Source organism: Bartonella sp. AD13SXNS (assembly GCF_042196465.1).
In the GTDB taxonomy this organism is placed as follows: Bacteria; Pseudomonadota; Alphaproteobacteria; order Rhizobiales; family Rhizobiaceae; genus Bartonella.
The window spans coordinates 12,816-26,310 of sequence record NZ_JBHIQI010000011.1 but is presented as its reverse complement, the minus strand read 5'-3'; the positions used below and the strand labels follow the sequence as shown (position 1 = coordinate 26,310).

General features: G+C 41.4%; 14 protein-coding genes and 5 pseudogenes. 15 read left to right on the top strand and 4 right to left on the bottom strand.

Annotation, left to right across the window (positions count from 1 at the left end; translation table 11 throughout):
• Window positions 1–355: 355 nt before the first annotated feature.
• From ACFIMQ_RS07275 to ACFIMQ_RS07230, 10 genes and pseudogenes are all read left to right on the top strand, one after another.
• Window positions 356–1,567: pseudogene (locus ACFIMQ_RS07275) on the top strand (phage tail sheath subtilisin-like domain-containing protein).
• The gene (locus tag ACFIMQ_RS07270) at window positions 1,567–2,073 is read left to right on the top strand and encodes a phage major tail tube protein (protein ID WP_375703702.1); all 507 of its coding nucleotides are present in this window, start codon (window positions 1,567–1,569) and stop codon (window positions 2,071–2,073) included. The pseudogene ACFIMQ_RS07275 and the gene ACFIMQ_RS07270 overlap by 1 nt, the downstream one beginning before the upstream one ends.
• Window positions 2,074–2,075: 2 nt before the next feature.
• Window positions 2,076–2,363: a phage tail assembly protein gene (locus ACFIMQ_RS07265; protein WP_375703701.1), complete on the top strand. Its 288-nt coding sequence runs from the start codon at window positions 2,076–2,078 to the stop codon at window positions 2,361–2,363.
• Between the two features lie 38 nt (window positions 2,364–2,401).
• Window positions 2,402–2,473: a GpE family phage tail protein gene (locus ACFIMQ_RS07260; protein WP_081485993.1), complete on the top strand. Its 72-nt coding sequence runs from the start codon at window positions 2,402–2,404 to the stop codon at window positions 2,471–2,473.
• Window positions 2,470–4,646, top strand: a pseudogene (locus ACFIMQ_RS07255) (phage tail tape measure protein). Before ACFIMQ_RS07260 ends, ACFIMQ_RS07255 begins: the two are co-directional and overlap by 4 nt.
• A gap of 5 nt (window positions 4,647–4,651) precedes the next feature.
• Window positions 4,652–5,032: a phage tail protein gene (locus ACFIMQ_RS07250; protein ID WP_375703700.1), complete on the top strand. Its 381-nt coding sequence runs from the start codon at window positions 4,652–4,654 to the stop codon at window positions 5,030–5,032.
• Window positions 5,029–5,253, top strand: coding sequence for a tail protein X (locus ACFIMQ_RS07245; RefSeq protein ID WP_375703699.1), 225 nt, complete (start codon window positions 5,029–5,031; stop codon window positions 5,251–5,253). Before ACFIMQ_RS07250 ends, ACFIMQ_RS07245 begins: the two co-directional genes overlap by 4 nt.
• Window positions 5,250–6,564, top strand: a pseudogene (locus tag ACFIMQ_RS07240) (late control protein). The gene ACFIMQ_RS07245 and the pseudogene ACFIMQ_RS07240 overlap by 4 nt, the downstream one beginning before the upstream one ends.
• A 303-nt stretch (window positions 6,565–6,867) precedes the next feature.
• A pseudogene (locus tag ACFIMQ_RS07235) lies at window positions 6,868–7,618 on the top strand (antA/AntB antirepressor family protein).
• Window positions 7,615–7,893: a hypothetical protein gene (locus ACFIMQ_RS07230; protein WP_375628357.1), complete on the top strand. Its 279-nt coding sequence runs from the start codon at window positions 7,615–7,617 to the stop codon at window positions 7,891–7,893. Before ACFIMQ_RS07235 ends, ACFIMQ_RS07230 begins: the two are co-directional and overlap by 4 nt.
• Window positions 7,894–7,936: 43 nt before the next feature.
• On the opposite strand, the gene ACFIMQ_RS07225 is transcribed toward ACFIMQ_RS07230, so the two are convergent.
• Both ACFIMQ_RS07225 and ACFIMQ_RS07220 read right to left on the bottom strand, forming a co-directional pair.
• Window positions 7,937–8,257: an addiction module antidote protein gene (locus tag ACFIMQ_RS07225; protein ID WP_375614238.1), complete on the bottom strand. Its 321-nt coding sequence runs from the start codon at window positions 8,255–8,257 to the stop codon at window positions 7,937–7,939.
• A complete protein-coding gene (locus tag ACFIMQ_RS07220; protein WP_375613971.1) occupies window positions 8,244–8,546 on the bottom strand; it encodes a type II toxin-antitoxin system RelE/ParE family toxin in 303 nt (100 codons plus the stop codon). Before ACFIMQ_RS07220 ends, ACFIMQ_RS07225 begins: the two co-directional genes overlap by 14 nt.
• Window positions 8,547–8,703: 157 nt before the next feature.
• Between ACFIMQ_RS07220 and ACFIMQ_RS07215 the strand changes: the two genes are divergently transcribed.
• The 4 genes from ACFIMQ_RS07215 to ACFIMQ_RS07200 are packed head-to-tail and all read left to right on the top strand — an operon-like array spanning window position 8,704 to window position 9,935.
• Window positions 8,704–9,366: a lysozyme gene (locus ACFIMQ_RS07215; RefSeq protein ID WP_375703698.1), complete on the top strand. Its 663-nt coding sequence runs from the start codon at window positions 8,704–8,706 to the stop codon at window positions 9,364–9,366.
• Complete coding sequence (locus ACFIMQ_RS07210) at window positions 9,363–9,590, top strand: hypothetical protein (protein WP_375703697.1); 228 nt, start codon at window positions 9,363–9,365, stop codon at window positions 9,588–9,590. The genes ACFIMQ_RS07215 and ACFIMQ_RS07210 overlap by 4 nt, the downstream gene beginning before the upstream one ends.
• Window positions 9,523–9,729, top strand: coding sequence for a hypothetical protein (locus ACFIMQ_RS07205; protein ID WP_375703696.1), 207 nt, complete (start codon window positions 9,523–9,525; stop codon window positions 9,727–9,729). Before ACFIMQ_RS07210 ends, ACFIMQ_RS07205 begins: the two co-directional genes overlap by 68 nt.
• Window positions 9,714–9,935, top strand: a complete 222-nt coding sequence (locus ACFIMQ_RS07200; RefSeq protein WP_375703724.1) for a hypothetical protein — start codon at window positions 9,714–9,716, stop codon at window positions 9,933–9,935. The genes ACFIMQ_RS07205 and ACFIMQ_RS07200 overlap by 16 nt, the downstream gene beginning before the upstream one ends.
• Window positions 9,936–10,102: 167 nt before the next feature.
• Here ACFIMQ_RS07200 and ACFIMQ_RS07195 read toward each other — a convergent pair whose 3' ends face one another.
• Together ACFIMQ_RS07195 and ACFIMQ_RS07190 are read right to left on the bottom strand one after the other, a co-directional pair.
• On the bottom strand, window positions 10,103–10,651 hold the full coding sequence (locus ACFIMQ_RS07195; RefSeq protein ID WP_375703695.1) for an antA/AntB antirepressor family protein: 549 nt from the start codon (window positions 10,649–10,651) through the stop codon (window positions 10,103–10,105).
• A gap of 274 nt (window positions 10,652–10,925) precedes the next feature.
• Window positions 10,926–12,082 (bottom strand): annotated as a pseudogene (locus tag ACFIMQ_RS07190) (tyrosine-type recombinase/integrase).
• Between the two features lie 204 nt (window positions 12,083–12,286).
• Between ACFIMQ_RS07190 and ACFIMQ_RS07185 the strand changes: the two are divergent.
• The gene (locus ACFIMQ_RS07185) at window positions 12,287–13,378 is read left to right on the top strand and encodes a tyrosine-type recombinase/integrase (protein WP_375703694.1); all 1,092 of its coding nucleotides are present in this window, start codon (window positions 12,287–12,289) and stop codon (window positions 13,376–13,378) included.
• The last annotated feature ends 117 nt before the right edge of the window (window positions 13,379–13,495 follow it).

Sequence of the window (13,495 nt, the reverse complement as noted above, 5' to 3'; positions counted from 1 at the left end):
CTCTAAAGAGAGTGCCGGGCGCTGAAAAACACGGCGATAAGTCCGTCGTTACACTTTTCCCAAAGGGTATTGTATAGTGTAACCACACCCGACAAAATCACTATATGCTACAAAGCATGTGATGAGTCAAAGTTTTTAAATTTCGGCGGGAAGAGATTATTTCGGTAATCAATCCGCTTATCGTTCGGTGTTTTTCAGGCACCTGATTCGAAGATACACATTGCAGAAATAATGTCAAGCATCTTTCAATATTTTTATTAATTTCATCTATAAATGCTGGGCGCTTAAAACACAGCAATCATCCCCTCATTTTTTCCCATTCATTTCATTAGCCAATATTTTAAAGGAGTATAAAATGGCAACAGGTTTTCTACACGGTGTTGAAGTTGTCGAGGTTGACGACGGCACCCGCCCCCTTCGCGCGGTTCAGTCTGCCGTTATCGGAATTGTTGGCACAGCACCCGATGCCGATGACCGAACATTTCCTCTTAACACACCCGTTTTGGTAACGGGCTCTCTTTCACAAGCCGCAAAACTCGATAAAACGGGGAAGCGTCAAGGGACCTTACCCAATGCCCTTGATCTTATTTTCAAGCAAGTGGGGGCTATTGTCGTTGTCGTACGCGTGCAAGAAGGTGACAACGAAAATGCGACACTCACCAATATTCTAGGTGGTGTAAACGCAAATGGCGCTTATGAAGGTGTTCATGCTTTCATTGGAGCACAATCCATTGTAGGACAAACACCACGCATTCTGATTGCTCCAGGCTTTACACATCAGCGCCCTTCCAGTGTGGGTATTGAAGAGAATGGAACGGGTGCGACTGCCAACCCCGTCGCCGCAGAATTGATTGGCATTGCCGAGCGTTTGCGCGCCATTGTGGTGCTTGATGCACCCAACACAACAGATGAAGCAGCTCTTAGCACAGCAAAGGATTTTGATTCAAAACGCGCCATTCTCATTGACCCGTTTGTAAAGATAAATCGTGATGGAAAGATCATAGAACAGCCAGCAAGTGCAGCGGTTGCTGGTATCATTGCCAAAACGGATTTTACCCATGGCTTTTGGCATTCCCCTTCCAATAAAGTGATTAATGGCATTGTGGGAACTGCGTGCCCCATTGATTTTTCCATTGGGGACAGATCAAGCCGTGCCAACCTTCTCAATGAACAAAACATCACAACCATTATTCGCGAAAATGGCTATCGTCTCTGAGGCAATCGCACACTCTCAATCGATACAAAATTTGCTTTCTTATCCGTGGTACGCACCGCAGATATGATCAATGATGCCATTTTGCGCGGACATCTATGGGCTGTCGACCGCAATATCAAAAAAACCTACATGAATGATGTCAGTGAAAGCGTCAATGCCTATTTGCGTGATTTAAAAGCACAAGGCGCTATTCTTGGTGGACGCTGTACGCCTGATTTAGAGCTTAACACAGCAAGCGCTATTGAAAGCGGTAGAGTCTATTTCAATGTCGAATTCACCCCCACAACACCAGCAGAACACATCACATTCCGTTCACGCATTGTGAATGATTATTTAGAGGAGATTTTTTAATGGCTATCCCCGTTTTACCAAGAGTTTTGAAATATTTTAACATTTTTGTCGACGGCATTCCCTATCAAGCAAAATGTGAAAGTGTCACCCTACCGAATTTGAGTTTGGTTGTTGAAAGTTATCGCGGCGGTGGCATGGATAGCTCCATTGAAGTTGACCTTGGTCTTGAAACCCTCACGCTTAGCATGACCATTTCTGATTGCTCTCCAGAGTTGATGGCACTCTTAGGGCGCACCGATGTCAACATTTCATTGCGCAGTTCAATGCAAGCTCAAGGCACACCCGCAGAAGGTGTTGTCATTACCATGAGAGGGCTTTGCAAAGGCTTTGAAATGGCAGAATGGCAACCGGGAGGCAAAGCAACTTCTACAGCTACATTCACATTGCAGTATTTCAAATATGTCCAGAAGGACGTTGAAATCGTTGAGATAGATGTCCTCAACTTGGTGAGAAAATTCAATGGCGTCAATCAACTCGCAGACCATAGAAACAATTTAGGATTATAAAAATGACACTACAAAAAAATGTTACATATCAATTGCTTGAACCTCTCACATTTGAAGGAAAAGAGCACACCACAATTACTTTACGGCGCCCCAAAACAAAAGATTTGCAAGCAATCGACAAAAAAGAAGGTATAGAGCAAACAATCACTATGATCGCACGCCTTTCTGAATGGCCGCATGAGGTTATCAGCGAACTCGACATCAATGATTTGGCAAGCATTGGAGAGATCTTGGAGTCTTTTATCAAACGGCGGGATACCTCGACTGGGAAACCGCCGCTAAACTCATAGCCGATATTACCATTGTGTTCTATTGGTCCCTTTCAGACATGATGGAAATGGAACCACAAGAACTCATATTCTGGCGAAAACAAGCAGCAGAAAGGTATAAGACAAAATGAGTGAAAAAGTCGCCGATGCAAAGGTGAAATTGTCTCTTGAAGACGAACTCACCGCGCCTCTTAAACGTGTACAAAAGAAATTCGATACACTTTCAAAAAAATTATCACATAGTTTGGGTATTCCGCGCTTTTCTGCTGCTGTAAAAAACATGACAAAAAGCCTTCATGGTGTTCAAGGTGCTCTTAGCACAGCGGCAAGTCGTGCTTCTGTCTTTACTGGTGTCTTAGGGCTTGCTGGTGGTGGTCTTGTGGCAAGTGTGACCGCCCTCACCATGAAAACCATGCATCTGGGAGATAGTCTTTATCACGCATCACACTACTTAAATATGAGTGTTACGGCACTTCAATTATGGGGTGATGCAGCCGATAATTCAGGCACTTCTGCCGAACTTTTTCAACAATCCTTAGCGGTTTTAAATAGGCGTTCGGCACAAGCCTATGCTGGACCAAAAAGAGGCATGATGGGCTTTGAAGCACTTGGCATTTCTGTCAAAAACACTTCTGGAAAACTCAAATCCACTTCTGTCTTGTTAGAAGAAATTACCGACAAGATGAGTAAGATGAAAAATCAAGCACAAAGACAGCATATTGCCGCTCTGCTGTTTGGGGGCGATGGTAAAGAAATGGCGACCATGCTTGCGCAAGGGATGGCACCTATCAAAGAACTGTTTGCAAAAGCGCGGAAAGGAAAATGGCTGATAGGTGCCGATGTCGCACGCTATGCAGCGGACTTAAGTAACAAGATGGGAGCCTTTAAGAAAAAAATAGGCGGTATCGCGAGCTTTATTGGCGCGCGTTTCATGCCCGTCATCAATGATATGATTGACGGTTTTTCTCGCCTAATTGATGAAAACCGCGACCTCATTCAAACAACCGTTGCGAGCTGGGCTAAAAGCGTAAAAAAGTCTTTAATGATTTGCTTAATCCTACCTCTGATTTGAGAAGAGGAATCAGTGATCTTACAGAGAGAATTAAAGGCTGGTTTCAATGGATGGAGCCGTTGATTGGTGAAATAACCCTCTTTAAGGTAGGACTTGTGGCACTTGGTTCGTTCATTTTTGGTCCACTCATTGCCGCATTAGCAGCCGTAGGAGCCGCATTTGTCACGCTTGGCTATGCAATCATGACCACACCTATCGGCTGGATACTTGGTGGTATTGCAGCAGTTATTGCACTGTGTAAATACTGGGATGAAATAGATTTCCGGTTGGTTGCATCATTAGCTGTAATTGGTGCAGCGTTTGTTAAGCTTGGTATCATCATGATGTCCTCTCCTATCACTTGGGTAATTGGTGGCATTGTTGCGCTTATTGCTGTTCTATATGTGCTTTACAAATATTGGGACAAAATAAAAAGCTTGTTGGTAGCATCATTAGCTGTAATTGGTACAGCATTCGCCGCGCTTCGCATCGTCATGATGTCTACTCCCATAGGCTGGATAATAGGCGGCATTACAGTGCTTATTGCTACTGGATATCTACTCTACAAAAACTGGAATACCGTAATAAGCTTCTTAGGAAAGCTATGGAATTCTTTTTACAGCTTATGTAGTAACATTTTCAATAACCTCTTTACGCTCTTTAAAAACTTTTCACCACTCTATTGGATAGCAAAAGGAATCAATGAACTCATTAAATGGTTGCTTGGCGTTGATTTAATGGAAGCTGGTGCCAATCTCATTGGTAGCTTATGGGACGGCATCAAAAGCCAATGGAAAGCTCTGTCTGAATGGTTTAGCAGCATGGTAAGCAAATTAACCAGCTGGATGCCAAACTGGATGAAAGAAAAGTTAGGGTTTAATGTCTCAATAGACAAAACTTCAACGAAGACCATTAAAACCTTTACCGAAGAAACTAATACACAGGCAAAAAGAATGCTGGATACAGCAGTGGTTACAAATACCCCCCCTGAAAAACGCAAAAGTGGCTTTAATACAAGCGTAGTCGAAACAGGACAAATGCAGGCTACAAATGCAAAAGTGAGCGCCTTCAAAGCTCCCAAGCCCATTACCGTTCATAAGCCGGTAGAAGTAGATGCCCGCGTGATGATTTCAAATTTAAATATTTCTGTCCCCAATGGTCTTAAAGATGAAATCAGAGACGCAGTCAATCAAGCCCTTGAACGCTATGCCAAGCAGCAACGCTTGGCTATAGCCTCTAGCCTTTCGGATTAAGCGCCATGATGTTAGCTTTGGGTGGTTTTATCTTTTCCATTGAAACAGCTGCTTATCAAACCCTTGACATGTCTTATGGCATTCCATGGGTCGAGCAAGGGCGATTGGGACGCAAAGCAGCGCTTCAATTGCCTGCTGTAGCAAATGCAGAATTTTCTTTAACTGGTGTGATTTATCCAGATTTCAAAGGTGGTCATAGACAACTCGAATATTTGCGACAAATGGCACATGAAGGACCTCACATTCTTGTAACCGGCAAAGGCAAGATTTTAGGCAAGTTTGTCATTCTTTCCGTAGAGGAAAAACAAAGCGTTTTTCATCATAATGGCACCCCAAAAAAACAAGAATTTACAATAAAGTTGAGAGAATATGGTGAAGAGCTATGAGTGATCTTTACGTGACAAAAGAATGCGATATGGTTGATGCCATTTGCTGGAGATACTATGCAAAGGGTCAACAAGCCCTTGCTGTTGAACGCGTTTATGCAGCAAATTTTGGTCTTGCAGACTATGGACCCATTTTAAAAGCAGGTATCACGATACTCTTACCAACCCTCCCCTATCCGAAAGCCACACCAGTGATCAGAATTTGGGGTAGCAAATCATGAAACCTTTTTGCATGGTTCTGGCAAATGGAGAAGACATCACCAAAACGCTCATGGATTATGTTTTATCAATTGAAATTACCGATGAAGCAGAAGACAAAAGTGACCGCATTACCATAGAGCTTGATGACCGCGCCCGTGAGTGCGACAATGGCTTTCTTGATATTCCTCTCATCGGAACAATCATTTCTGTCACACTTGGCTATGAAGGGGGCAAAAATCGCGATATGGGAGCCTATCTGATTGATGAAATCTCTGTAAGCAGCCCACCACAAAGCTTAAGCGTGACAGGGCGCGCCGCATCAATGAACACGTCTTACAGAACCCCCAAAAGCCAATCCTATCACCAGCAAACCCTTGGAAGTATTGTTCAAGAGATAGCACAGCGCAATGGCTATACACCAAAAGTTGACCCTGCTCTTGCTAAAATTGTTGTGCGTCACATTGATCAAACTTCTGAAAGCGATATGGCTTTTGCTACGCGCCTTGCAGAAGACTATGATGCGGTAGCAAAACCCGTTGATGGCAAGCTTGTTTTGGCTAAACGGGGGGGAAGGCAAAGCCATCACTGGTGAAACACTCCCCGTTGTTATTATCCATGAAAAACTCTGTACCTCTTGGGATTTTAAATACAGTGCGCGTGATGAAGCAGGAGCAGCAAATGGCTTAGAAACAGATGTGGGAGACGACCAAAAAGCCGCTGCTGATGCACGAGAACCAGAAGAGATTGATGATGATGAAAACTTTATCCATATGGATGACAATGACAGAACAGCACCATCATCTGAATCAGAAAAAGCAGAAAAAGAATCTGAGAAAGAAGAAGAAGACAAAGAGAAAAAAGGCGGTGTTCTCGCAACCTATCATGATATCCGCAGTGGTGAAAAAAAAGAAGTCAAAGTTGGTAATCCGCCGTTTCATGAACTCAAATACACCTACCACAATCAATCAGAGGCTGTTGCAGCCATTGCGGCTTATCGCAATAAATCATCTCGTGGGAAATCTTCTTTCTCATGTGATATTGGTGGTGATCCCTTTGTACAAGCAGAAGCAAAGCTTGTTCAGGAACCCCCTTTCCGCCCCTATATTCCAGCAGAATGGCGCATCAAAAGTGTTAAGCACAAACTTGATAAAACGGGTGGTTACACTACAAAAATAGATTGCGAGCTTTTTGATGAAACCCAAGAAAACACAGCTGGAAACGTTGCAAACACCACACCAGACAAAGATGATACCCTTGACCCAAACGCCCCACCTAACGCATGTGATGAAGGCGAAGGCGTTATCCATATGGATGAAGAGGATATCAATTAGCAAAAATATCAAAAAATTATCAGAAGCCACTTGACAATGTGGCGACAATATGAATAATCGAATCAGGTGCCTAACAAACACCTTGAATCCACAAGCGGGTAGATTGCCGACACAATCTCTTCTCCGCGCATTAAAGACTTTGACTCATTGTATGCTGTAGCATATAAATGGCTTGTCGGGTGTAGCTATGCCATAAAATACCCTTATGGGAAAAGCATAGCGACGGGCTTGTGGCCGTGTTTGTTAGCACCCGGCACTCTTTTCGAGTGTCATTAACAAACGTCTAACCCACAAGGAGTTCACATGAACACTCTTATTCCAATATCAGAACAGGTTATTGATCAAGAAACTGTTCAAACCGTCAATGCGCGTGATTTGCACGCATTTTTGGAGATTACATCAAAGTTTGCAGACTGGATTAAAAATCGCATTAAAGAATGTAATTTTCGAGAAAATATCGACTTTATAGGTTTTTCTAAAAATTTAGAAAAAGGTGGGCGCCCAAGCATAGAATACCACATTACCTTAGACATGGCTAAACACCTTTCCATGATAGAGCGTAATGATAAAGGACATGAAGCGCGTCAATACTTTATCAAATGTGAACGGCTTTTGAAACAAGTAGCAACACCACAGATAGCTGCATCACAAGTTGACTACTCCAAACCCGAAGCATTACTTGGTGTTTTGAATCACCTACAAAGTCAAATTGAGCAGAAAGATCATGTTATTGCCGAATTGGCTCCAAAAGCAGAAGCTTTAGATAGTTTAAAACGCTCTGATGGGTTGTTTGGTCTTATCGAAGCAGCAAAGATGTTGGAGGTACGACCAAAGGATTTAACGGATTACTTGCGTAAACATGATTGGGTCTATCGACGGGCTCCAGGAGCTCCCTTGTTACCTTATCAAGACAAAATTAAGAAAGGTTTCATGGACTGCCCTGCTATCACCATTCAAAAACCAGATGGTACTAGAGAAGGTGCTCCCTTCAACGAAAATCACATCGAGAGGATTGGCATGTTTGAGAGAACAAATCCATGGAGGTGTACAATGAAAATAGATACCAACTTCTTATGTGACTTATGGATGGCATTATCTCGATTTTCTAGACATGAAAATATGAGCGATAAAGATTGTACTGCTCTGGTTGACACTATGAGTGTAATAGAAAAAGCTTTGATTTCAAAACTTCAGGATGAACTACCCAATATTACAAAGATTTTAGCAATTCTCACAGATTTTGGAGATTCAGAGTTACCGCATAGCATGGATTCTTTGTTACGCGCTTATGAACCAAATCTAGAGAGCCCCATTAAAAAGGTTGCTTAAGTAAAAAATATGCCCCTTTCCCACTTCAAAGGTGGGGAGGTGGTTAAGATGCTTCTTCTAAAGCTTTCTGCTCCTTACAATTCTTTTGAATAGGTGTTAAACTCATTTGCAAATCTAAAGCACTCAAAACACTAAGAAAAGTAGAAAGGCGTGGATCACCTTTATCGCTTAAAGAACGATAAAGAGACTCGCGATTTAGTCCTGTCTCTTGGGAAACAGCTGTCATTCCTTGTTTACGCGCAATAATGCCTAATACATGTGCAATATAGCCGCTATTTTTGGTTTCTAAAGCATCATCTAATAAGATCTTAAAATCTTCAGGTGTATTAAAATATTCACTTACATCAAATTTAGTAATTTCCATGTTTCATTTCCTTTACTAATTGAAGGGCTTTTTCGATATCTTTTTGTTGTGTGGATTTATCACCAGCATTTAATAACAAAATGATTTGTTTCCCTTGTTTTACAAAATAAACCCTATAGCCTGGTCCATAATTTATTTTTAGTTCACCAATGCCACGGAAATATTTCACGTCTCCTAGAAGCCCATATTCAAGGCGGAAAATACGTGCAGCAATTTTCTTTTGCACTTGTTTGTCTTTTAACGAGTCTAACCACTCTGTAAAACAGTGTGTTTTTTTCACAATAAACATTTGTAGTTTATATGCTACATAATAGATAATGTCAAATACATTCTTTTGTTCCAATGAACAAGCTACATAGGTTTTAACAAGCCATCCTTTCAAATGGGAAAAATATCAATTTTTAATCCAGCTCTGCTTTTGCGGGGCTTTTTTTATGGAGAAACATATGCGAAAAATATCACCAGAAGGGCTAGCACTAATTAAACAATGGGAAGGTTTGCGTCTCAATGCCTACAAAGACGCCATTGGGGTGTGGACAATCGGTTATGGACATACAAACAATGCTGGAAAACCTTTTGTTCATAAAGGTATGGCAATCACTGAAAAACACGCAGAAGAACTTCTTTGCCAAGACTTAAGACAATTTGAAAATGCCGTTGAACAAGCCGTTCAAGTTTCTTTAACCGATGAACAATTCGCGGCTTTAGTCTCCTTTTGCTATAATGTAGGAACAACAGCCTTTTGTAACTCGACACTGTTAAAAAAGCTCAATCAAGGTGAATATGAAGCTGTCCCTGCAGAGCTACAGAAATGGACCAAAGCAGGCGGAAAGCGTCTTGAAGGTCTCGCACACCGGCGTGCAGCAGAAGCAGGCTTGTGGGCGAAAGGTGCTTTTGTTTCCTCTAACTACCAAACCGTAGAAACGCAAGCACCAACGGGACTTTTTAAAGCTGAAGCTCTTGCACCAGTTATTGGTTCTTTTTCAGGGCTTGGAGGCTTATTAGCAGGCAATGGTCCAGTGCAATGGGCGCTCGCCACTATCATGGTTTTAGCCGCATGTGCTGGCATTTTCTTTGTTGCCAAACGTTTTCAGGAACACCGCCTATGATCTTATGGATGAAAAGAAATCTGATGCTAACAGGCGCGGCTTTAGCCGCTTTTTTTATGATTTTAGCAAGAGCTTTTAATCTTGGGAAAAAAGCAGAGCAACAAAAGCAAACAGAAAAAGCTTTAAAAGCAGCCACAACCCGTCTTGAGGTAGAAAATGAAATTAATCAAAAAAGTGATACTGATGTACGTACTGCTCTCTCTCGTTGGTTGCGCGACAAATAAATACGCTTCTTCTTGTGTTGGTTGGTTGCCCATTTATTTAGAGAGGCAAGATATTGACGTCATCAGTTCCAATTTAGCAAGAGAGATCTTAAAGCATAACAAGCAGGGTGAACGTGTGTGTGGGTGGAAACATGGCTAGAAAAAAAAACACAAGACGATACAGAGCTTACGGAAGCAGAAAAAGAAATCCTTCAAGAAATCATCATGACCTACAAAAGTATAAAAGTGATGTCACGTTATACGAAATGGATTGTACTCATTATACTCTTATTAGCGCTTGATTTTTCACGTATTATGGATGCATTAGTAAGTATTTTTACACAAAAACCAAATATCCGACTCTAAACATACTCTGAGACGCGCGAAATTCTTTAGAAAATGGTTTCTTAATTTTGCACGTCTCATGGATGCCATAGACAATGTCTTTGCACATCTCAAACAGTGGTTTTCAAAAACTGAAAGCCTTATCCCCTCCCCGCTTTTAAAACGGGGAGATGAAATCGGTTTTAAACTTAAGCAGCTTTCGTAACAGATCTTGCTAAGACCTGCTTTGCTTCTTCAACAAGCTTTTTATAATGCCTGCTTTCTTCTGCTATCGTAAAAGCTTTAACGAGATGCATATGAAGAGGTCTATAAATGTAAACAGCTTTTTTAGTTGGAGACATTTTATCCCAATCTTTTGGGAAATTAAAGCGTGTATCATTATCATAATCACCAGATTGACTTTTTAGCTTTTTCTCACACTCAATAAAGTAACGACGAGCTTGTCTACCTTTCTCATTGCGTTCAACCATGGAGAGTTCTTTGGCCATGTCTAGAGTGAGGTGATAATCTATTGCTGTAACAGCTCTAGATTTTGCGGTCCCCAATTTTGGGGACCGCAAATCTTGTGTTTTTATAAAATCACTACCCTCTTCAAATTTATACTGATGAATGCGGTCTTTAATCCAGGTAGAAAAATCTTTCCCTATTTCCAAAAACGCGTGTAATTCGCGTGCATTTACTGTCTGAACAGTTTCCTGATCAACTGTTTGTTCCGTAATTTTTATAAGAATGTTCATAATGAACTCCTATGCAGTTAGAGGTTTTCTATTGACACTCAACAAAGAATGCCGGGTGCTAGAAAACACGGTGCATAGTCCGTCGTTACGCTTTCCCTATAAAAGGTATTGTATAGCGTAACTACACCCGACAAAGCCATTATATGCGTGTAACATACAATGAGTCAAAGCCTTTAATATGCGGAAAATAAACTGTTTCGGCAATCTATCCGCTATGCATCCAAGGTGTTTTCTAGGCACCTGATTCGACAATAGACACATTGTTATAATCCTGTCAAGTCGCTCCTGATATAAATGCTGCCCACTGTTCCAAGAGAGCATGGCGTTGTTCTAAAAAATCCGTTCGCATATAAGCTTTTGTCACTGAACTCCCAACTGAATGGGCAAAAACAGTTTTGGCAATCTCAAACGGTGTTGATGTTGTTTCTGCTATCCAATCCCGTAAACCGGAACGAAAACCATGGGGGCGATAAGTCAAACCACAAACTGTCATATATTTTGCCATGCTTGCATCAGAAATTGGCTTGCCTGTAAGACCAGAAAAGATAAAACCATTTTTTTCAAAGGGAAGAGATTTTTCAATCACTTTTAAAGATTCATCACTTAACGGTACTCGAGAATCTGAAACTTTCCCTACAATGTCCTTCATATTTTCTTTTGGTATTGTCCATATATTTTTATCTATTTGTTCAAGACGCAAATAGCGCAATGGATATGACCGTACTCCTGTCAAAATGAGTAACTTCAATACTAAATTTGAAAAGATATTATCATCCAAGCTCTGATAAAAAGCAGGAACTTCTTGCCACGGCATAGCAGGAATATTTGTTGGTGTAGCTCGGGGTTTTCCCAAAAGGGCGCGTGCTTTCATACAAGCTTGTAGATCAACTTCCAAACCAAGAGCCGCCACATATTTCAAGCAAATGTAATACGGTTTAACGCTTTTCGTGCTGTATCTGCTTTTTCATGCCAAAGGGGCGCAAGAACATTGCGAATGATATTAGCCGTTAATTTTTCTATAGAGAGGCTGCCTATGTGTGGAATAACATGCAATTCCAGCGGAGAAAACCAGCGCCCATTTTTGCCTTCATTTTTTAACTCTGCTTTTTTACTTTCAAAAGCCGCAATTGCAATCTCACTGAACATGTTGCTTTGCTGTTTTAAGACGGTTTGTTCTCGAAAGACAATAGGGTCATTGCCTTCTCTGAGAATAGCACTATAATGCTTGACAAGTTCGCGCGCTTTTTTCAGAGAAAGTTGTGCAACTGAACCGAGTCCCATTTCACGGCGTTTATCGTGGTATGTATAACGAAAGAACCAAGAGCGCGTATTGTCTTTTCGAACATTCAACCATAACCCCGCTCCATCACAATATTTACCTTGAGAAGCAGACTTTACAAGCAATGCTGATAATCTATGAATCCCCCTCACTTAATTTCCCTTCTCGTCCACCTTTTCACACATTGCCCGTCCACCTTTTTGGGTCCACCTTTTAGACCACCTTAATTTTTTGATTTGAGATTTTTTCTTTAATTCTTACTTTTTTTATTGAATCATAAAAAGCTATAGACATCAATATGCTCTTGCACATATTTGCATAACTTGAATCTTGCTAATAAAGCCCTATCTGCCGGCATGCTTCTTCACAAACGCAAAGATGGTGGTGCTCAATGGATTTATCGTTATACCCTTCACGGACGCCGCCGTGAAATGGGATTGGGTGCCTTGAGAGGTGTCTCTTTAAAACAAGCCCGTGAATTGGCAACTGGGTGGCGCTTTGTTTTACGTGAAGGGCGTGACCCCATTAAAGAACGCAATAAACAAAAGCGTGAGGCAATAAGCAATCTCCATTATTTAAAAGATATTGCACTAGATGCTTTTGAAAGCCGTAAAGCTGAACTAAAAGGAGATGGTAAAGATGGGCGTTGGTTTTTACCCTTAAAATTCCATATTCTCCCCAAATTAGGTTGTCTACCCGTTTCTGAGATTACACAAACAGAGATACGCGATACCCTTGCCCCCATATGGCATACAAAAGCTGCAACAGCAGAGAAAGCATTGATACGTCTTAATCTCTGTCTCAAACATGCGGCTGCCTTAGGTTTGGATGTTGATTTACAAGCAGTAGAAAAAGCACGCGCGCTCTTAGGTACACAACGTCATAAAACGCAAAATTTACCTGCAATGGATTGGAAAGATATCCCTGCCTTTTATCAAACGCTTTGTCAAACAACAACCTTAACACAACTGGCTTTGCGTTTGCTTATTCTGACAGGGGTTCGTACCAATCCTTTGTGTCATATTCATAAAGATCGAGTCAATGGGGATATATGGACTATCCCTGCTGAAAATATGAAAGGAAGACGTGATACAACAAAAGAGTTTCGTGTGCCTCTATCAAAAGAAGCATTAGACATTTTAAAACAAGCGCGTCTGCTCTCTCGCAATGATTTCTTTTTTTCTGCTAAAGGTCGCGGTCCCCTCGCTGCACGCTGTATGGCTCAATACATGCAAAAAATTGGACTTGAAGCCTGCCCGCATGGTTTTCGTTCTAGTTTACGCGATTGGCTTGCTGAAACAACCGATGCCCCCTATGAGGTTGCTGAAACTATTCTGGGGCATGTGGTCGGGGGGCAAGTAGAACGTGCCTATCGTCGTACTGACTATTTAGAACAGCGCCGTGTCTATATGGATAAATGGGCAGCTTATGTCACTGGTCAATCTTAAGATATGGGGTGAATAACCCCATGATCTGTGGATAACTTTCTCTCTCATTCTTTCTCAATAAGACTCATAAATTATCACATGAGAATTTATATGATAATATATTGTTTTCTATAAATA